This is a genomic window from Marinicella sediminis (assembly GCF_002000055.1).
GTDB classification, from domain to species: domain Bacteria; phylum Pseudomonadota; class Gammaproteobacteria; order Xanthomonadales; family Marinicellaceae; genus Marinicella; species Marinicella sediminis.
Genome location: NZ_MVBD01000001.1, coordinates 378,519 through 398,739 on the forward strand (window position 1 = coordinate 378,519; position 20,221 = coordinate 398,739).

The 20,221-nt window shown below is 49.6% G+C and carries 20 protein-coding genes; 8 read left to right on the plus strand and 12 right to left on the minus strand.

The annotated features are described in order from the left end of the window. Window positions 1-2: 2 nt before the first annotated feature. From B0475_RS01815 to B0475_RS01845, 7 genes are read right to left on the minus strand one after another with little or no spacing between them, the layout of a single operon-like run. On the minus strand, window positions 3-758 hold the full coding sequence (locus B0475_RS01815) for a septal ring lytic transglycosylase RlpA family protein (RefSeq protein ID WP_077409697.1): 756 nt from the start codon (window positions 756-758) through the stop codon (window positions 3-5). Next, window positions 755-1,687, minus strand: coding sequence for a lytic murein transglycosylase B (mltB, locus tag B0475_RS01820; RefSeq protein WP_077409698.1), 933 nt, complete (start codon window positions 1,685-1,687; stop codon window positions 755-757). Before mltB ends, B0475_RS01815 begins: the two co-directional genes overlap by 4 nt. Further along, complete coding sequence (rodA, locus tag B0475_RS01825) at window positions 1,684-2,760, minus strand: rod shape-determining protein RodA (RefSeq protein ID WP_077409699.1); 1,077 nt, start codon at window positions 2,758-2,760, stop codon at window positions 1,684-1,686. The genes mltB and rodA overlap by 4 nt, the downstream gene beginning before the upstream one ends. Next, window positions 2,753-4,561 (minus strand): penicillin-binding protein 2, encoded by a 1,809-nt coding sequence (gene mrdA / locus B0475_RS01830; protein ID WP_077409700.1) that lies wholly within the window; start codon window positions 4,559-4,561, stop codon window positions 2,753-2,755. Before mrdA ends, rodA begins: the two co-directional genes overlap by 8 nt. 1 nt (window position 4,562) lies before the next feature. Then, window positions 4,563-5,048: a rod shape-determining protein MreD gene (gene mreD / locus B0475_RS01835; protein ID WP_157892626.1), complete on the minus strand. Its 486-nt coding sequence runs from the start codon at window positions 5,046-5,048 to the stop codon at window positions 4,563-4,565. Window positions 5,049-5,050: 2 nt separating this feature from the next. Beyond that, window positions 5,051-5,875 carry a rod shape-determining protein MreC gene (gene mreC, locus B0475_RS01840; protein ID WP_077409702.1) on the minus strand — a complete coding sequence of 275 codons (825 nt, stop codon included), beginning with the start codon at window positions 5,873-5,875 and terminating at the stop codon, window positions 5,051-5,053. Window positions 5,876-5,902: 27 nt separating this feature from the next. Continuing rightward, window positions 5,903-6,952, minus strand: a complete 1,050-nt coding sequence (locus B0475_RS01845; protein WP_077409703.1) for a rod shape-determining protein — start codon at window positions 6,950-6,952, stop codon at window positions 5,903-5,905. Between the two features lie 104 nt (window positions 6,953-7,056). Between B0475_RS01845 and gatC the strand changes: the two genes are divergently transcribed. Genes gatC through B0475_RS01865 form a run of 4 tightly spaced genes read left to right on the plus strand, consistent with a single transcriptional unit; the run spans window position 7,057 to window position 11,175 of the window. Then, window positions 7,057-7,344: an Asp-tRNA(Asn)/Glu-tRNA(Gln) amidotransferase subunit GatC gene (gene gatC, locus B0475_RS01850; protein ID WP_077409704.1), complete on the plus strand. Its 288-nt coding sequence runs from the start codon at window positions 7,057-7,059 to the stop codon at window positions 7,342-7,344. Window positions 7,345-7,353: 9 nt separating this feature from the next. After that, window positions 7,354-8,802, plus strand: a complete 1,449-nt coding sequence (gene gatA, locus B0475_RS01855; protein WP_077409705.1) for an Asp-tRNA(Asn)/Glu-tRNA(Gln) amidotransferase subunit GatA — start codon at window positions 7,354-7,356, stop codon at window positions 8,800-8,802. Then, window positions 8,799-10,247, plus strand: a complete 1,449-nt coding sequence (gene gatB, locus B0475_RS01860) for an Asp-tRNA(Asn)/Glu-tRNA(Gln) amidotransferase subunit GatB (protein WP_077409706.1) — start codon at window positions 8,799-8,801, stop codon at window positions 10,245-10,247. Before gatA ends, gatB begins: the two co-directional genes overlap by 4 nt. Continuing rightward, entirely contained in the window at window positions 10,240-11,175 is a 936-nt protein-coding gene (locus B0475_RS01865) for a carbohydrate kinase family protein (protein WP_077409707.1), read from the plus strand. Before gatB ends, B0475_RS01865 begins: the two co-directional genes overlap by 8 nt. A gap of 40 nt (window positions 11,176-11,215) precedes the next feature. Here the strand turns inward: B0475_RS01865 and B0475_RS01870 are convergent, their stop codons facing one another. Continuing rightward, window positions 11,216-11,401 carry a hypothetical protein gene (locus tag B0475_RS01870; RefSeq protein ID WP_157892628.1) on the minus strand — a complete coding sequence of 62 codons (186 nt, stop codon included), beginning with the start codon at window positions 11,399-11,401 and terminating at the stop codon, window positions 11,216-11,218. Window positions 11,402-11,591: 190 nt separating this feature from the next. Between B0475_RS01870 and B0475_RS01875 the strand changes: the two genes are divergently transcribed. Further along, window positions 11,592-12,068: an RNA pyrophosphohydrolase gene (locus B0475_RS01875; protein WP_077409709.1), complete on the plus strand. Its 477-nt coding sequence runs from the start codon at window positions 11,592-11,594 to the stop codon at window positions 12,066-12,068. Further along, window positions 12,065-12,952, plus strand: coding sequence for a 2-hydroxyacid dehydrogenase (locus B0475_RS01880; RefSeq protein WP_077409710.1), 888 nt, complete (start codon window positions 12,065-12,067; stop codon window positions 12,950-12,952). The genes B0475_RS01875 and B0475_RS01880 overlap by 4 nt, the downstream gene beginning before the upstream one ends. On the opposite strand, the gene B0475_RS01885 is transcribed toward B0475_RS01880, so the two are convergent. Together B0475_RS01885 and B0475_RS01890 are read right to left on the minus strand one after the other, a co-directional pair. Next, window positions 12,922-13,737, minus strand: a complete 816-nt coding sequence (locus tag B0475_RS01885) for a hypothetical protein (protein ID WP_077409711.1) — start codon at window positions 13,735-13,737, stop codon at window positions 12,922-12,924. The genes B0475_RS01880 and B0475_RS01885 overlap by 31 nt on opposite strands. After that, window positions 13,718-15,001: a metal-dependent hydrolase family protein gene (locus B0475_RS01890; RefSeq protein WP_077409867.1), complete on the minus strand. Its 1,284-nt coding sequence runs from the start codon at window positions 14,999-15,001 to the stop codon at window positions 13,718-13,720. Before B0475_RS01890 ends, B0475_RS01885 begins: the two co-directional genes overlap by 20 nt. Window positions 15,002-15,149: 148 nt before the next feature. On the opposite strand from B0475_RS01890, the gene B0475_RS01895 reads away from it, so the two are divergent. After that, window positions 15,150-17,717 carry an alpha/beta hydrolase family protein gene (locus B0475_RS01895; RefSeq protein ID WP_157892629.1) on the plus strand — a complete coding sequence of 856 codons (2,568 nt, stop codon included), beginning with the start codon at window positions 15,150-15,152 and terminating at the stop codon, window positions 17,715-17,717. Next, window positions 17,714-18,670: a carbon-nitrogen hydrolase family protein gene (locus B0475_RS01900; protein WP_077409713.1), complete on the plus strand. Its 957-nt coding sequence runs from the start codon at window positions 17,714-17,716 to the stop codon at window positions 18,668-18,670. The genes B0475_RS01895 and B0475_RS01900 overlap by 4 nt, the downstream gene beginning before the upstream one ends. Before the next feature lie 58 nt (window positions 18,671-18,728). Here the strand turns inward: B0475_RS01900 and B0475_RS01905 are convergent, their stop codons facing one another. Next, window positions 18,729-19,274, minus strand: a complete 546-nt coding sequence (locus B0475_RS01905) for a hypothetical protein (protein ID WP_077409714.1) — start codon at window positions 19,272-19,274, stop codon at window positions 18,729-18,731. Window positions 19,275-19,458: 184 nt separating this feature from the next. After that, window positions 19,459-20,178, minus strand: a complete 720-nt coding sequence (locus B0475_RS01910; protein WP_077409715.1) for an SIMPL domain-containing protein — start codon at window positions 20,176-20,178, stop codon at window positions 19,459-19,461. Window positions 20,179-20,221: the final 43 nt, after the last annotated feature.

The window sequence follows — 20,221 nt, forward strand, 5'->3', positions numbered from 1 at the left end:
TTTTATTCTGTGATTACTTTGGCATCAGGAATGCCGCTCGACGTGATTTTATTCAATAACGTGTTAACTTTTTGTTCGGAACTGATGGGGCCAATTCTGACCCGGTGTAATGCCCCGGCATGGGTGGTCAATATGGTGACAAATGTTTCAATTCCAAGTAGTTCGCTGGTTTTTTTTGCCAGGTTATAAGCTGCATTTTTATCTGAATAGGCTCCCAACTGCAAATAAGTCAGGCCTTGTTTGATGGGGTTTTCCACCAGGTCTTTGGGTGAGTGCACCACCCTGATGTGTACATCAGCAATGCCATCATTGACAAAATCCAGGGCTTTGGCCGCGGCATAGGATAAGTCAATGATGCGGTCGCCAACAAAAGGTCCGCGGTCATTGACCCGCACCACAATCTGACGGTCGTTTTTGAGGTTGGTGACTTCTACATAACTGGGTAACGGCAATGTTTTGTGAGCGGCGGTCAGCTTATACATATCAAAAACTTCCTGGTTAGATGTCGGCCGGCCATGGAATTTCTTGCCGTACCAGGAGGCTTTGCCGGTTTGGGCAAAACCCACCGGGTTGTTGTTGACCTGATAAACCTTGCCATGTACACGGTATGGACTGTGGTTGCCATATTGACTCAGTGGCTCGGCTTTTGGGACCCAGGGTTTGATCTTGTCAGGATCTATGTCGCGGTAATTGTCTTTGCGTCCACAAGCGCTCAATAAAAGCATGAAAAGCAGGGTTGATGAGATCAGCCGGGTCATGATGAAACCTCTTGCCTGGCTGCCTTAATGGCTTCGGCCAGTTGATAAACAGCCATCACGTACATGTGAGAATGGTTGTATCTGGAAATCACATAGAAATTGTGGAAGCCCTGCCAATACTGTTGGCTGCCATCCGCCATATCCAATTGCAATACAGTGTATTCTGCTTGAGTTTTGTGGTCTTTCTGATGGGGTTTGAGTTGATTGAATTTCATTTCCACGGAAGGTTTAGTGACCTGTCTGAGGACTGCTCCGCCGGATTTCCATTTGTGTTTGTTCAGGTAATTGGCGACACTGGCAATGGCATCCTGCGGGTTATTGATCAGGTCGATGACCTGATCCGCTTCATAATCTACGGCATAGGCCCGGTAGCTGGATGGCATGAACTGGCCATAACCCATGGCACCTGCATATGAGCCTTTGGCCTCCAGTGGGTTGATGTGTTGCTCATGCGCCAGTTGAATGAAGTTTTTCAGTTCTTTGGTAAAAAATTTGGAGCGTTTGGGGTAATCAAATGCCAGGGTGTACAGGGCATCCAGTACTTTGTGGTTACCCTTGATGCGACCATAAAATGTTTCCACACCAATGATGGCGACAATCACTTCGGCCGGCACGCCTGATTGTTCAACCACCTGGTCGATCACGGCTTCATGCTTGTTCCAGAAATCAACACCTTCCAAGGTGCGTTTATCAGTCAGAAAAATATTCCGGTAATCATGCCATTGCAAGACTTTTTCAGCAGGCCGGTTCATGGCATCTATGATGGATTGCTGATGTTTGGCCTGAGATACAATGCTTCTGACCCATTGCGGTTCAAGGTTCAGTTCAGCGGCGGTTTGGTCGATGAAAGCGTCTACTTGCCGCAGGTCAACTTTGGCCAGGGCATGATGGGAAACGGCGAGGATAAGGATAAAGAGGTAAGTTTTCATTGTTGTATGAGTTTTTTATGTGAGTGAACTGAAGTAATGATACCAAATGATGCCAGTAAAGTAAGCACCGAAGTACCGCCATAGCTGACCAGTGGCAGAGGTACACCCACCACCGGGAAAATCCCGGAAATCATGCCAGCATTAATCACTATGTAGACAAAGAAAATCAGGGTAAGTGCCCCACAAAGTAACCGATTGTAGGTGTTTTTTGCCTGTTGGGCGATGTACAGACAACGCAGGATGATCAGCAGATATAAAGAGAACAGTATCAGCACGCCAAAAAACCCAAATTCTTCTGACAGCACTGACAGGATGAAATCGGTGGAGTGTTCAGGCAGGAAGTCCAGCTGGGTTTGAGTGCCTTCGGTCCATCCTTTGCCCCAGAATCCCCCTGAACCGATGGCAATTTTAGATTGGATGATGTTCCAACCGTAATTCAGCGGATCTGCTTCGGGGTTCAGAAACATCAACACCCGTTGCTTTTGGTAGTCATGCATGAAATACCAGGCCAGCGGTGAACTGAGCACCGCCAACAAACCACAGCCGCCGATGAACTTCCAGGAAATGCCAGCCAAATAGATCACAAACAATCCACTGGTGGCGATCAGAATAGAGGTACCCAAATCAGGTTGCAGATAAATCAGACCGGCACACAGCCCGATGACTGTGAATGCCATGAAGATGTGTCGCCAATCCGGTGGCAGCGGACTGTGCCGGAATATCCAGGCAACCATCATCGGCAAGGTAATTTTACAAAGTTCTGAAGGTTGCAGGGTGATGCCCAGATCCAGCCAGCGTTGAGCGCCTTTAACGGTGATGCCCACCATCAGAACGGCGACCAAAAGCACCACAGTTCCGGTAAAAAACAAAGGCGTGAATTGTTCAAAGCGTTCTGGTCTGATTTGTGTGACCACCAGCAATACAGTCAGTCCGAGGGCGATTCTGACCGCCTGTCGTTCAACCAAAACGGGACCTCCTGCGCTGTAAAGCACCACCAGTCCGAAGCCCAGCAACAGCAGGATTAACGCCATCAGGATGCCATCAGGCAGGTGCTGAATCAAACGGTTATTCATGGTGTTTTTCCATGTAGCTGTCAATGATTTGCCGGGCTATGGGCGCTGCAGCACGGGTCCCACTGGCACCATGTTCGGCCACCACAACCACCGCCAGTTCAGGGGCGTCAGCTGGTGCAAAAGCGATGAACAGGGCATGATTCCTCAGGTGTTTCGGTAACTCTTCATCTTTTTTATAGATGTCTTCTTCATTTTTGCCATACACCTGTGATGTACCACTTTTGCCGGCGATGAGGTAGTCGGCAGAACGGATTGAAGTGCCAGTACCATTTGGTGCATTGATGACCTGAGTCATGCCTTCGTGTACCGTTTGCCAGTCTTCTTCGCGGATGTCCATCGGCAGGTTACTGATGATCGGCTCCTGCTGTACCAGGTGCAGCGGTGCCACCCGTCCTTTGCCGGCCAGAATGGTCAGCGCCTGGGCCATCTGTATCGGGGTGATAACAAAATAGCCCTGGCCAATTCCGGTGATCACAGTTTCACCGGGAAACCAGATCATGTTGCGGTTGGCTTCTTTCCAACTGCGGGAGGGGAGAATACCGCGTTTTTCTCCAGCAGTGTCAATGCCGGTGAGTTGGCCAAGTTTGAAGGGTTTGAGGAATTCGTGAATGCGATCTATGCCTAATCGATATGCCAGGTCATAGAAAAACACGTTGACTGATTCTGCCAGTGAGTCGATCACATCGACTTCGCCGTGACCGCCTTGTTTCCAGTCATGGTATTTGCGTTCCTGATTGGGTAGCTGGTAAACCCCCACAGAATACATGGTGTCGTCTTTATCAATCAGGTCATGGTAGAGACCAGCCAGGGCAATGTAAGGTTTGATGGTTGAACCCGGTTCATATCCGCCTTTCAGGCTGCGGTCAAACAGCGGTTTTTCCGGAGAACTGGTCAGGGCCTTGAAGTCCTTTTGTGAAATGCCGGTGATGAATTGGTTGGTGTCGTAGCCTGGTTTGGAGACCATGGCCAGAATGGCGCCGGTGTCGATGGCCACCGCTATGGCTGAGCCGGTTTCTTCAGCAAAGGCCTGATAAGCCGCCTGTTGCAGTTCAATGTCAATGGTCAGCTTCAGATTGGTGCCATTAACCGGTGGTTGGGCAATGTGTTGCGACATTTGTTTGCCCTGGGCATTGATTTCAGTGACCAGCTGGCCAGGAATGCCGTGGAGGGCTTTTTCATGGTATTTTTCCAGCCCTGTTTTGCCAAAATAATCATCGGCTGAATAAATGTCTTTGTTCTGGTTATTGAATTCAGCTTGGCTGATCTTACCCACGTAGCCCATCAGGTGTGAAAGCTCAGTTGGGTAAATGTATTTCCTGATCAGATACGGCTCACTTTCAAAGCCCTTCAGTTGGTGTTTTTGAACAGCAAACAGCGCCACTTCCTGTTCGGTGAGTTTTTCTTTGATGGTCAGGGGTTTGAATATGGGGTTAAACTTGAGACGTTCCCTGATGCTTTGTAACTGGACTTCATCCAAAGAAACGATCTGGCTGATCAGTTGCAAACCCTGTTCAAGATCAGGTACCCGCTCTTCCACCATGGTCAGGCGGTAAGCCGTTATGTTTTCCGCCAGTAAAACTCCGTTGCGGTCGTAAATCAACCCCCGGGTTGGATTGATGCGACTGTATTTGATGCGGTTTTGTTCGGCCTGCTGAAGGTAGGATTGATGACTGATCACCTGTAAATAAAAGTACCGGCTGATCAGTAATGCAAAAGTGATCAGAATGATTATGCCCGCGATCACTGTGCGCTCTGTAAATAACCGACGTTCCTGGAAAGGTTGTTTCAGGGTATGCCTCATGTCAGGAGTTGCGCACTGCCACCTGAAAGCGATCTAACAGGTATTTCAGCCAGGGCCAGATGAATGCTGCAGTCAACAGCGGCAACAAATCATAGACAACTGGTTTGTAACCATAACTGATCCAATCAATGAAAGCGCGGATGATGATGTCATTGAACAACAACACCAGTACCATGCCCAGCAACTGACCCATTGAAGTCATGCGCAATTGTCTGGCAGATTTGGTCACCAGGAATGACAACGCCACCAGTGACATGCCATGTTTACCCAGCAGGCTACCCATCAATACATCCAGCAACAAACCGTATGCAAATGCCACATACATGACCCGGCTACTGGCAGCATTCAATGACCAGTATGCCACCAGCATAGCCACCCAGTGGGGCTGCAATAACAACACGGCAGGAGGCCAGGGTATCAGGCTCAATAGCAGTGCCATCAGCATAGAGGCATGCATCAAGCGGTGGGAAGTTGAACGGTTACTCACGGTCATTCACCCGGCCAGACCAAAAACACTTCAGACAGCCGGTCAATGCGGGCCAGCGGTGCTGCCACTGCCGTTTGAAAGGTGCGGTCTGGACTCACCGCGGTGGATTCAATGGTGGCCACCTGCAGGCCGCGGGGAAACCGGTTGCCAAAACCAGAGGTCACCACCACATCGCCAGGCTGGATGTCAGCGCTGGTTGGGATTTCTGTGAGCGACAACTTCTGACCGTCGCCGTAGGCAATGGTTCTCAGTCCGGTGCGCAGAATTTCTACCGGCAAAGCATGTTCGGTGTCGGTGATCAGGATGACATGGGAAAAGGTCTGGCTGACCACATCAACCTGACCAATCACTCCCTCAAGGTTCAGCACAGCCTGGCCTGTAAAAACCTTGCTGGAACTGCCCTGGTCAATGATGATGTGTTGTCTTTTCTGATGCTGATTGATGTTCGATACAAAAGCCACGCTGGTGGCCAGTGGTGAATTGCCAGAGGCGTTCAACATGGCCCTTAAACGTTCATTTTCGGCTGCCAGGGTAACATTTTGCTGAACTTTGAAGCGGGCATCCAGTAACTGTTCTTTCAGGCGGGTATTTTCTTCAATCAGGCTGGCTTGCCGGGACAGAGCCACCTGGGTGATGTCAAACAATTCCTGAGGCCATTCGATGATTTTGATCAGTGGTATAACCGCCAGTGACAGGGTGTTTCTGACTGGCTGAGCCAATTGATGGTTTTTATCCGCAATCATCAGGGTCAGACAGATAAATTCCAGGACCAGAAATTTAAAAAGAGGTGATTGTGTGACTTTTTGATTGCTGGTGAGTGATTCCATCAAAGAACCCGGTCTCAGGTTGTCAGGTTATCTGAATGGCGCAAAAAAATCGCTGCCTTCCTCGTCAATGATTTCCAGGGCTTTACCACCACCTCGCGCAACACAGGTCAGGGGGTCTTCTGCCACAAATACCGGCAGGCCGGTTTCTTCCATCAACAGTTTATCCAGGTCTTTCAATAAAGCCCCGCCGCCGGTCAGGACAATGCCTTGTTCTGCGACATCGGCACACAACTCAGGAGGGGTTTGCTCCAGGGCGGTTTTGACCGCTGCCACAATGCCGGACAATGGTTCGTGCAAGGCTTCAAGGGCTTCGTTGTTGGTCATGGTGAATTTGCGTGGAACACCTTCGGCCAGGTTTCTGCCGGACACTTCAAGAGAGATTTCTTCGGCGGCCGGGTAAGCGCAGCCGATTTCGTGCTTGATGCGTTCAGCAGTGGACTCACCAATCAGCGTCCCATAGCTGCGCCGCACGTAACTGATGATGGAGTCATCAAATTTGTCACCACCGATTTTGACAGAAGCAGAATACACAATCCCATTCAGTGACAGCACCGCCACCTCAGAAGTACCGCCGCCAATGTCCAATACCATCGAACCGCGGGCTTCATGGATTGGAATGCCGGCTCCAATGGCTGCGGCCATCGGTTCTTCAATCAGGAAAACCTCAGCTGCGCCGGCCCCGGATGCCGATTCTTCGATGGCACGTCGTTCCACCTGAGTGGAGCCGCAGGGTACACAAATCAATACCCGGCAGGAGGGTTTAAGCCAGCGGTTGGAATGCACTTTACGAATGAAGTGCTGCAGCATGGCAGAGGTCATGTCAAAATCAGCAATCACGCCATCTTTCAGAGGCCTGATGGTCTGGATGTTGCCTGGCGTTCTGCCAAGCATCATTTTGGCGTCTACACCGACCGATGCAATGTTGGCATGACCACCCTTGCTTTGGTCCATTCTGACGGCCACAACCGATGGCTCATTAAGTACGATGCCATGATCGCGCATGTAAACCAGGGTGTTGGCGGTGCCTAAATCGATGGACAAATCGTTGGAAAACAGACTTCTGAATTTTTTAAACATGTGATAATTGTAGTAACAACTGATTGGTAAAAAATGGCATAATATCCCGCGGCCTGCCCAGATGCAGGCCAATCTGCGAATTATATATGAATCCAGCTAGATAAATGTCAATTAATCGTAAAGAATTAGAAGAAATTGCGACCCTTGCTCAGTTACATATTCCTGAGCAGCAAGTCAGCCAGATCACCGATTCACTGAACCAGGTGATGGGGATGATTGAGCACATCAATGGGGCCCAAACCAGTGGTGTCGAGCCCATGGCCCATCCGCATGAAGGCTGGCAGCAATGGCGTGAAGATGTGGTCACTGATCAGTCGCATAAAACCGCCTTGTTGAAGCTGGCTGCCCATGCCGATGAGGACCATTACCTGGTTCCGAAAGTCATTGAGTGAGGTTGGAATATGATCAATTTATCCATTCGTCAGATGGCAGATATGCTGACCACCAAACAAATCAGTGTGCAAGAGCTCAATGGTGTTTACCATGACCGTGCGAGGCAATTCAATGACCGCACCAATGCCCTGATTTCAGTGTATGAAGAATTGTGTGCCAGGGAAGTGATGCAGGCACAGGATTTACTGGGAAAAGCCGCGCATCCATTGGCGGGTATCCCGTTGATTCACAAAGATTTGTTCTGTACCCGTGGCCAAACCACCACTTGTGGCTCGAACATGCTGGAACACTTTATCCCACCTTATGATGCAACCGTTGTCAGTCGCCTGTCAGCAGCGGGGATGATCACCCATGGTAAAGCCAACATGGATGAGTTTGCCATGGGGTCTTCCAATGAACATTCAGCCTATGGTCCGGTGGCCAATCCTTGGGATCTGAGTCGCGTGCCTGGTGGTTCTTCCGGGGGTTCAGCAGCGGCGGTAGCCGCCCGCATGACACCGGTGGCAACAGGTACGGACACGGGTGGTTCGATCCGCCAACCGGCGGCACTGTGCGGTATCACCGGAATCAAGCCCAGTTATGGACGGGTCTCCCGCTATGGCATGGTGGCATTTGCATCTTCCCTCGATCAGGGTGGGGTGTTGGCCCCTGCTGCCGATGATTGTGGTTTGGTGTTGTCTGCCATGAGTGGCCATGATCCGCTGGACTCCACATCGGCCCGGCGACCAGGGTGGGCGTGGCAAAAACCTGAATCAGCAGACCTGACCGGAGTGAAGGTCGGTGTGATTCAGGATTGGGTTGACGGTTTGCAGGATGAAGCGATCAAACAACTGACACTACAGGCCATTGAAACCCTGAAAGCTCAGGGTGCATCCCTGATTGATATTCATCTGCCGCATGCAGATTTGGCTGTTTCAGCCTATTATGTCCTGGCCCCCGCCGAGTGTTCTTCCAACCTGTCCCGCTTTGACGGGGTGCGATTTGGACACCAGACCGCCCAGGCACAAAACCTGGAAGACCTGTACCGGCGCTCACGCAGTGAAGGGTTTGGAGAAGAAGTCAAACGCCGCATCATGATTGGTACCTGGGCGTTGTCTTCGGGGTACTACGATGCTTACTATCTGAAAGCACAAAAAATCCGCCGGCTGATCAGTGATGATTTCCGGCAGGCTTTTGACCAGTGTCATGTGTTGGCCTGTCCGGTTTCGCCTGAACTGGCCTTTAAGCACGGCGAGAAAGCCGATGGCGTGAGCATGTATCAGGCGGATCAATTCACCATTCCGGCCTCCCTGGCGGGCTTACCTTGTCTGTCCATGCCCATTGGACACGCGGCAGGCTTACCAGTTGGTTTACAGTTGATTGGCCGGTATTATGATGAACAAAGCATTCTGGCTGTGGCAGACCAGTATCAGCAATTAACCCGGCATCACCTGCAGGTACCGGAGGCATTTTTATGAGTGTCATCGGCGCAGACTGGGAAATGGTGATCGGCCTGGAGATTCATGTCCGGCTAGATACCAACAGTAAATTATTTTCCGGCATGAAAGCCAGCTACGGCGCTTCACCCAACAGTCAGGTAAGTTTTCTGGATGCCGGCCTGCCTGGAACGTTACCCGTGATCAACCAAAAAGCCCTGGATTATGCCATCCGTTTTGGCCTGTCGGTAGATGCAGATATTCCTGATGTGACGGTCTTCGCCCGTAAAAATTATTTTTACCCGGATTTGCCCAAAGGATATCAAATCAGTCAGATGGATGACCCGATTGTCGGCAAAGGTCATTTAGTCATCACCACTGAAGACGGTGAGAAGACCATTGAAATCACTCGTGCGCACCTCGAAGAGGATGCCGGTAAGTCCATCCATGACAAATACGATCAGTTCTCAGCCATCGACCTGAACCGTGCCGGCACACCGTTGATTGAGGTGGTGTCTGAACCGCAAATGTCCAATGCCAAAGAGGCGGTGGCTTATATGCGGGAGATTTACACCCGGGTGACTCACCTCGGTATTTGTGATGGTAATTTGCAGGAAGGGTCATTCCGCTGTGATGCCAATGTATCGGTTCGCCGCGCAGGTGAGACTGAACTGGGAACCCGGGCGGAAATCAAAAACCTGAATTCTTTCCGGTTCATTGAAAAAGCCATTAACCATGAAGCCAGGCGACAGGTGCAGATACTGGAGTCAGGTGGCACGGTGACTCAGGAGACCCGTTTATATGACGCTGACAAAGATCAGACCCGCTCGATGCGCAGCAAAGAAAACGCCAATGACTATCGTTACTTTCCTGATCCGGACCAATTACCAATCCGCATCACTGCAGAAATGATTTCGGCTCAAAAATCCCGCATGCCAGAATTTCCAGATGCCAAAGTGCGCCGGTTTGTGGCTGAACTTGGGTTGAAAAAAGATGACGCTGAATTGATTGCTCATGACCAGGCGATGGCGGCTTTCTTCGAATCCAGTCAACAAGCTTCACAAGCCAAAGCAGACCTGAATGCCAAGTTTTTACTCGGTGAGTTCAGTGCTCTATTGAATGTGCAGGGCGCGGTCATTGCCGACAGCCGTATTCTTCCTGAAGCCTACGCTGGGTTGCTTGATGCCATGGCAGATGGCACCATTTCCCGAAAAGTAGCCAAGCAGGTCCTCGACGAGATGTGGGGTACCGGACAATCCGCTGCGCAGGTGATCAAAGATCAGGGTCTGGGGCAGATTTCTGATGCATCTGCTTTAACCGGGCTGATCAAAAAATTGCTTGAGGATAATCCGGATCAGGTGGCCAGCTATCGCGGTGGTAACGAGAAAATGTTTAATTTTTTTGTTGGGCAAATCATGAAACAAACCAAAGGACAGGCCAACCCTGTGCAAACCAAACAACTATTAGAGGAATTTTTAAATGAGTAGAGCGTTAATCTGTGGGTCGTTGGCCTTTGACAACATCATGGTGTTCGAGGATGAATTTGCCAACCACATCCTGCCGGACCAGATTCATAAACTGAACATTTCGTTCATGGTACCAACACTCAGCCGGGTGTTTGGTGGGGTGGCCGGAAACATCGCCTACAATCTGAAAATGATCGGCGGTCAGCCGGTACCGATGGGTGTGGTCGGCAGTGATTTTGATGTCTATTATCAAAGGCTGAAAAGCCTGGGTATTTCGCTGGAAGCAGTGATGACCAAAGAGGGGCACTTTACCCCGCAAGCTTACATCACCACTGACATGAAAAACAATCAGATCACGGCTTTTCACCCTGGTGCAATGAACTTTTCTCACGAAAACAAAGTCAGTCAATATGAAGACATTGCCATCGGCATTGTTGGTCCGGATGGACGTGATGGGATGATTCAGCATGCCGAAGAATTTGCCGAAAATGGCATTCCTTTTATGTTTGATCCCGGTCAGGCCATGCCGTTGTTTGATGGTGAAGACCTGAAGACTTTCATTGATCAGGCCACGTGGATGGCGGTCAATGATTATGAGTATGAGCTGGTTCATAACCGCACCGGAATGGATGCCCGTGAAATTGCCACTCATCTGGAGGCCCTGGTTGTTACCCGTGGTGAGAAAGGTTCTGAGATTTATGCCGATGGCACCATGTATCACATTCCTGTGGTCAAGGCTGAACAGGTGGTTGATCCTACCGGCTGTGGTGATGCATACCGGGCTGGACTGCTTTATGGCTTAACCAATGGCCTGGATTTTCAAACCACCGGGCGCATTGCGTCTTTGCTGGGAAGCATCAAAATTGCCACTGCAGGCACGCAGAACCATTACATTTCGAAGAAAGATTTCAGACAGCGGTTCCTGGATGAATTTGGTTATGCATTCTGATCCGGAGCGGATCAATGAACCATTATACGAGCCCTGTTTATCAGGGCTTTTTTGGGTTTTCTGCACAAGCATCCCGGGTCGTGGTGCGGGATTTCATTTGACAGTTGCGTGACGCAAAAAATTGCAGATCATCCTCAGCCTCATGGGTTTTTCCTACCAGCAAATCCAACTGAAATTCAGTGGGTTTGAACGGTAATTCAACTTGTTTGGGCCGTTTGGATTTCATCGCTGAATTGTAACAATGATGATAACTGATGACCACTGATTAATCGATCATTCAATCAACTACCGGCTGGTAAATGGCGCAGAAACTGCCATCTCATCTAATTAAAAAACCACGGTGTGCAGTGCTAAAAATCTTGCTCAATTTTCATTTTTTTGAAACAATAGACTCAGTTTAAAAATTTTATGTCATCATGATTGACCGAGATGGTTTCAGGCCCAATGTGGGCATCATCTTGCTCGACAATGAAGGTCAGGTGTTTTGGGCCAAGCGAACCAGAGGAAATGGTTGGCAGTTTCCACAAGGCGGTATAAATAAAAACGAAACCGCGGAAGAGGCCATGTTCAGGGAATTGTATGAAGAGGTGGGGTTGAAACCTCATCACGTGGATGTATTGGGTTCCACCCCAGGCTGGTTGAAATACCAGTTACCCAGGAAATTCCACAAACGCGACTCAGACCCGTCATTTGTTGGGCAAAAACAAGTGTATTACTTGCTACGTCTACTGGAAGATGAATCCAAAGTGGACTTCAATAAAACCGCCAAGCCGGAATTTGAAGATTACCGATGGGTTAACTTTTGGTATCCGGCTGAGAATGTCATTCACTTCAAGAAAAACGTTTATAAAAGGGCGCTGAAGCACCTTGAATTTCTGACCAAACAAGCATGAGTATTGCGGTCGTCATCACAGACCGCAATACCGATGACCTGTGTGCTCATCTGCGTCGGCATTTACCCGACGTCAACATCCAGGTATTTCCTGACATCACCGATCCTCAAGCCGTAAGACTGGCTGTGCTCTGGGCCCATCCGCCAGGCATTACTGCGGGTATGAACAACTTGCAGGCCGTCACTTCCATGGGGGCGGGGATGGATCACATCGATGCCGATACCACCATCCTGCAGGAACTGCCCCGGTGGCGAATTGTCACTCCGGTATTGAAGCAGAACATGGCACAATATGTGCTGACTCATGTGCTTCACAGGCACCGTCACGTGGCGGCTTACCGGACACAACAATCGGCCGCTGTTTGGAAGGTGTTGGAAATCGAACAGCCAATGCCAACCATCGGTTTCCTGGGACTCGGTGAATTGGGTGCTTTTGTGGCCAACCAATGTGCAGCGCTGGGATTCAATACGGTGGCATGGACACGCAGCCAGCAACACCCTGTTCACCCTTGTTACCATGGTGAATCAGGATTGCAGCGAGTCTGCGCAGCCAGTGATTATCTGGTCGTTTTGTTGCCATTGAATACCCAAACGCGCCACATCATAAACCGACGTACATTGGCCTGGTGCCGAACCGGTGCCACCCTGATCAATGTCGCCAGAGGGGCCCATGTGCATGAGGAAGCTGTGTTACAGGCGTTGGATTCGGGATTGCTGAGCCATGCTGTACTGGATGTATTTGACAATGAACCATTGCCTGCCGGACATGCGTTTTGGACACATCCTGGAATAACCCTCACGCCACACAGCTCAGCCCGTTCAGATGTCGCTCAGACCGCAGAGACCATCATTGGTCAATACCGTTCCTTGCCAGAACCGGGCTGAACCGGAATGACCGGGAAGTCAATCAGCAGCTGGTTAATCGGTTGACCCGGATGCCAGTTGATGTCATGGTTCTTCCAGATAATCTGGCCGGATCCATGCACCAAAAATGCCGATGCTTGTTTTTGTTGTCCGCCATCCAGATAAACCTGGGTGTAATCTGACTGGCTGGAGACCGCCGCAGCCAACAAGAGGCTGCTGAGTTGCTTGATGATACCGGGTGCTGACTGGTCGATGTGTATGTACAAAACCGCCAGGTCTTCAGGTAACTGCAAGGCATCAAACTGATGCCCGACATGCATCCCACGCAGGCTGTCTGGTTGCTCTGGGTGGTGTCGTCTGGGGGCGGTATATTTCACCAGCAGTTGCAACACTTCCTGATGGACTGCAATGTGCTCCATGCCATCAACAGCCAACAAATATGGAGGGTACAGCGGTTCATGCTGCAATTCACTGTTGCGGTAGTGATCCACTGCCATGGGTTGGGCAAATAGCAGGCCACTGCTGAGCACGAATCGGTTGACCCTGGGGTAGCCTGATTGCTGCAGGGTCCGGTTGGTCTCAGCCAGCAGTCGATTGAGAACCATCTGGTGTTGTTCACTGGCAAAATCCCAATGGCCATCCAGATCGTCTTTGAGATTGAGGTAATCAATGATGACAACAATGTGTTCCCAATCCGGACGTTCATCGGCAGCAGCCTGATAAAGCCAGGTGCCTTTGGGCTGACAAGCTGTCAGCCCGACACACAGCAAACAGAAAAACAGTGCTTTACTGATGCTTGTGTACATGTCCGCCTTTCATCACGAACGTGATGTTTTTAAGGGCTGTGATGTCTTTGATGGGTGAAACTTTCATGGCGATGATGTCAGCTTGTTTGCCGGGTTCCAGGGTGCCCAGTTGGTCACTCATGCCAATCAGGTCTGCGGCATTGATGGTGGCGCTGACTAAAATCTCGGCATTGGGCATACCCGCCTGGCTCATCAGAACCGCTTCATCGGCATTGGTGCCGTGTTGCGAGATACCACTGTCGGTACCGAATGCAATGTTGACGCCGGCCCGGTATGCTTTGATGAAATTGCCTTGCATGTCACTGCCCACTTTGATGGCTTTGGCAGCCACTGCGGGAGGAAGGATATTGGTGTTTTTAGCGATCTTAACCACGGTATCTCCGGCCAGCAGTGTGGGCACCAGATACGCACCGGTCTTCTTGAACAAACGAATGGCTTCTTTACCGGTGTAAGTACCATGCTCAATGCTGTGAACCCCAGCTTCCAGAGCGGCAATGATGCCATCTTCATGATGGGCATGGGAAGCGACTTTTTTCCCCATCCGTTCGGCAGCCCGAACCACTTCTTTGAGTTCATCCATTTCCATTTGTTGACCAGTACCGGTGGCCCGGTCGGTCATCACTCCGCCGGTGGAGGTTATCTTAATCAGGTCAGCACCATATTTGATGGCATCTCTGGCAGCCCGGCGGCAGTCGTATGGACCATCACAAATCGATTTGTCGGTGTAAAACTCCATCAGTTCTGGTTTGATGCCACTGACATCGGCATGCCCCCCGGTGATGCCCACACCGCCGGCGGCAATCACTCTTGGGCCACTGACCCAACCGTTATTCACAGCATCCCGGTAAGCATACATGTATTGTGAGTCAGAACCCACATCTCGCACTGTGGTGAAGCCGGCCAGCAGGGTTTTCCTGCCAAAGTGAACGGTGCGCATGCCTTTAAGCTGGGCAGACATTTTCAATGCGTCTTTGTCATTGTCAGGGCCCAATTCGCCTTGCAGATGAACGTGCATGTCCATCAGTCCGGGCATCACAAATGCATCTCGCAATTGAATGAGGTTCATGTCATCGGCTTGTTTGAATTCGACAAAGCCATCAGTGATTTTTTCAATCACACCGTCTTTGATGAACACGGTCTGGTTCTTCAATGGGGTTTCGCCAGGCACTGCCAGCAATTGTCCGGCATAGATCACTGTGGTTTCGGCGTGAGCCAGGTGACTGAGCAGGCAGAGTGAAAGGATGCAGGCTATTTTGTTGATCATAAAAATGTACCATTTTGGGGATGAATACCATGATACCAAATCCTGCAAGGGAAGATCAGTTTTTTGAAAGTTGTCGATGTCTGTGGGTTTCGTTTTCATCTTTTGTTATATTAATCAATGTTGACCACCTGCAAATCCGATTATTGTTGTGCATACCGTAAAATTCCTGACTGTTGTGACTGGCTTGTTGTGCTGTCAGCTACTCTTTGCTGCACAATTCAACACCGGTAAAATCATTATTGAAAGTGGCACGGATGAAGCCTTGGCTGCCGATGAAGGTTATCTGTTGATCTCCCTGGATGTGGTCAAAGAGTTCAACAGAATGAGTTTCAAAGCCAACGGTTCACCGGGTCAGAAAATTGGCTTTAAAAACATCAAAGCTGGCAGAAACATGGCCCTGGTTAAACTCAAGGCCGGCCAGTACCACCTCAACGTGCTCAAAGACAAGAACATTCACCGGTATGTTTATGAGTATCTTGATGAGGGTGACTTTTCATTTGCGGTTCAGCCTGGCGTGGTTAATTATCCGGGAACCTGGCTGATTGATATCACGCCAATCAACCGCTATCGTCATCGGTTTGTTGTGACTATACAGAACCAACTCTCATACATTCACCCCTTTTTCCAAACTCATTATGCGGCTCTGGTCAAATTGTTGCCATTGGTCTACTCGGGCCAGGTCAACGACCGTTATATCTCACACCTGAGTGGTATGCGCGCAGAACGATTTGAAAAAGATCAGCCAGAGATGTATTTTGATCCATTGAATGATGCTCATCCCAGGGTCAGACTGATTACTGATACTGCCGACACCTCAGCCATAGAACAGCGCCATCCTTTGTTAAGAAAATACCTGTCATCAACGGACCAGCTCAATGGCGGAGTGAATCGTTCGGGCCGTTTTCTGTTGTTTGGAACCGTGATCAATGAACAAAGCATCATTGCCGTGGCAGACACCCGTGGATTTCAGGTTCAGGTGGTTTATCAGCAACAATTACCCGAGGGTTCAGCGCTCAGTGCATTGCAGTGGGTTGATGAGGATACCATCCATTATGCAATTACCCACCGGCAACAAAGGGAAAATCATGTGGCTCACATCACGCATGATGACCAGCTGAAGCTGACTGCCGTCAGTCACCTCAGGATTCCGGCCAGAGGAGAAGTAATCGCGGTGTTGAAAAAACAAGACAATGCTGTTTATTTTGCCACCGCGCAAAATGGCGCTGGTCGTTATTCAGGTCGGTTGTATCAACTGAATATCAAAGATAAAAAAAGCCTCAGAAAATCCTTTCGCCGGCCTTTTAAACTGACAAAAAAGCTGGAAAACGTGGTTGATTATGTGTTCGACGGGGATGACCAGATCAGAGCCGCAACCAGCGTGACCTACGATCAGGACAATGAGCAATATGTCTTTCACTACTGGTTTCTTGCCGATGTAGAACAAAAAAAGTGGCGCAAAATAGGTCGTATATTGGAAGAGGACAATCCGTTTTTTCTGAGCCGGCTATCTGCCGATGAAAGTTATTTCTATGTCATCACCGACCGTTACACAGATAAATCTGCGATCCATAAATACGCGACCGAAGACCTGAGTCATCAGGGTGTGTTGCATGAGGATCAGGATTTTGCCATCAGGGAACTGTTGTTTGATGATGACACTGATCAGCTGGTGGGCTATCGGTATGTTCGTGAAGGACTTTACCGGGTGAAGTATTTTAATCAACAGGACCACAGGGTCAAAGCCCTGGAAGCGTCCATGCCCGGGATGAACCTGTTCGTTCATCAAACCATTTCACAAGCCCAACAGTTGTTGATTTATGGGATTGGTCCGGCCAACAAAGGAGCCTGGTTTATTTTTGATGAAGAAAAGCAAAAACTCACCAGGATGTTTGATGTGGACCCCGAATATGAGGCTCTGCCCAAAGGCCAGTATCGGTTCATTAAGGCCGTTTCCGGGGATGGGTTTGATCTGGAAGGTTATTTGGTCACTCCAAAACAACAATCAGGAGTGACTTATCCTTTGGTGGTGATACCACACGGCGGTCCGGTCGGGGTTCGTGACTTTGCCTACAATGATTCTGTACAGCACTTTCTGGCAGCTCAGGGGGTGGCCACGTTGAAAGTGAATTTCAGAGGTTCGGCGGGTTTTGGCAAACAGTTTGAGCAGGCCGGCAATCGGCAATGGGGTGAAAAGATTGAACAGGACATTCATGATGTGGTGCTGAAAACCATTGCCACAGCACCCATTGACAAAGACCGGATATGTGCCATGGGAGGCAGTTACGGAGGCTATTCTGCAGTGATGCTGACGGTCCTCTATCCTGAGTATTACCAATGTGCAGTCTCCTGGGCAGGGATCATGGATTTACCTCTTTTGCTGTCCAATGCCATGCCTGAACAAGATCAGCAGGGTCGTGAGCGATTGAAACAAATGGTCGGAGATCCCGCCACAGAACTGGAACAACTGATCAATAAATCACCGGTTTATCTGACCAAACGGCTGACCAAACCCATGTTATTGATCCATGGACTGAAGGACAACAGGGTTGGTCATGAACACACCATGAGAATGGTGCAGACAGGTTTTCTGGCCGGCCTTGATGTGAACGCGGTGATGCTGGTCAATGAAGGGCATGCATTCACTGGTAATGATGCCAGAACTCAATTGCTGGCCTTGAGCACAGATTTTTTATTGAACACATTGGACAACAAATGAACAAAGAATCCCTGAAAGTCGGGTTGGCACAAATCGCTCCGGTTTGGCTGGACCGCATACAGACCACTGCCAAAATCATTGCATACATCAACCAGGCCGGGAGGCAGGGTTGTCAGCTGGTGGCATTTGGTGAAGGTGTTTTGCCGGGTTATCCATTCTGGATTGAGTTGACCCAGGGTGCACGCTTCAATGCTGCCGATCAGAAACAGATGCATGCCTTGTATTGTCAGCAGGCAGTGCAAATTGAACGGGGTGATCTCGATGACATCTGCAAGGCATTGAAAGAACACCAGATGGCCTGTTATCTGGGGATCATTGAAAGACCTGTTGACCGCGGCGGGCACAGCCTCTACTGTGCGATTGTCTACATCAATGAACAGGGTGTCATAAAATCTGTACACCGTAAACTACAACCCACTTATGAAGAACGACTGACCTGGTCCCCGGGTGATGGCAACGGTTTGGTAACGCATCGGCTGGGGCCATTCACGGTAGGTGGTTTGAATTGCTGGGAAAACTGGATGCCATTGGCAAGGACTTCTTTGTATGCACAAGGTGAAGATTTGCATGTGGCCAACTGGCCCGGCAGCATTCGCAACACCCATGACATAACGCCGATGATGGCCAAAGAGGGGCGCTCTTTTGTGATGTCAGTCAGCGGCTTGATGCGCCCTGCCGACTTTCCGGAGGATTTGCCCTGCTATGATCAACTGATGGCCAACAGTGCTGATGATTATCTCACCGATGGGGGTAGCTGTCTGTGTGCACCTGACGGGTCATTTGTGATTGAACCACAAGTGGGCGAGGAGGGATTATATGTGGCTGAGATTGCGCACCACAAGGTCTATGAAGAGCGACAGAATTTTGATCCGGTGGGGCATTATTCGAGACCTGATGTGTTGCAATTGTCAGTCAATCGCAAACGGTTGAATCACCTCGGTGAATTTGATTGATCGGTAAATGGGCAGATCAAGAGCAACCTCAAAAGGTTGCTCTTGTGCGGAACACGGTTCAGAATTGAAAGCGAAAACCCAGGCTCAGGCCCAGTTCGCCATCGTCACTTTCTGCTTCCGCTGAAATGGCGTGGTTCTCGTTCAATTTGAACAGGCCTTGTAAGCCAAAAGTGAAATATCCATCACTGGCTTTGTCAATGTGGGTGTAGCCGGCTTTGGTGATCAGCTCAAATTTTTCATTCACTGCAGTACGGGTACCCAGTTTCAGTCCATAAATGTCGCTGTCGTCAAAGCGCAGGTCCAGTCTACCCAGGCTGAGTTCAGAATAAAAATCAGTGTTGTTGGTACCATTGGTGTGAAAGCCGAAGTTCACGCCGTAACGATCCAAATCAAAAGGACCATTGGACTTGTTGTCATAATAGCCGCCCAGATAGAAACGGTCAGTCAGTTCGAAAGCGCCATCCAGGTAAAACCCATCGGCATGTTCTTCAGATAAATCCAGGTATCCGTAACCAATTTCCAGGAAGTTGTAATTGATCTGTTCTTCAGCCAGCACAGGGGTGCCAGCGGCCAGTAAAGCGGCCATGAGCCATTTGTTTTTCATATGAATACTCCATTTTAAGGTTGTGTTTTTTTTCCAGAACCGGACACCGTTGATCAGTGCGGTTCAGGGATGAATTATAGGGAAATTTAAATGAACCAAATATGAATGCTGACAAGCAGGAGCCAGATAGCCTGGCCAATGAAACAAGCACCGGTTCCATCCATATGGGATCAGCCGTCAGCAGTCAGTCAGACAGGTAATAAGCAATGGTCGATACCACCCGGACTTTTTTGATGTGTGGATTGTTCTGATCGCGGTCAGTGATGCTGAACTGACCTTGTCGGGCCAGTTTGATTTTGCCCAGTGTACTGCTGGAATCGGCAGCAAATTTTTCTGCCACCTCTCTGGCATTGCGGGTGGCCTCTTCAATCATCGCTGGTTTGATGTCATTCAATCCGGTGAACAGGTATTCAGTGCGGTTTTCATAGTCATTGCCTTTGATGACAATGCCTTGTTTGCCCAACTCCGATAGAGCGGTCATGGCCTGTCTGACGGTATCTATTTCGGTTGAGTAAACGGTGACAGTCTGATTACCCACAAAGCGGAAAGCTGAATTGTTGTCGGTGCCATAGTTTTGAGCAGATTTGTCGGTGATGGCTGGTGGGGCAAAGTTGATGGCCTGTGCATCAATGGCATTGTCCTGAAGGAAACCGGCGATCAACTGATTGTTGTTTTCAATGGAGGCATACAACTGAGGCAATTGATTATCGGCAACGGAGTAGGAAATGGGCCAGATCACCACATTGGCGGGAACCTCTCTTTCTGACAGGCCTTTGACGGTAACACTGCGATCCAGTTGTTTGTATTGAATGATGGCCTGAGACAGTAACCAACCCAATGTCGCCAGACCAAGAAAGATGAACAGCGACAGCACAGCAAAATGTTGTTTTCGTTGGGTCATCATGGATGGTTACCTGCAGCTAAAAAAACAGTCATTATAACGCCGA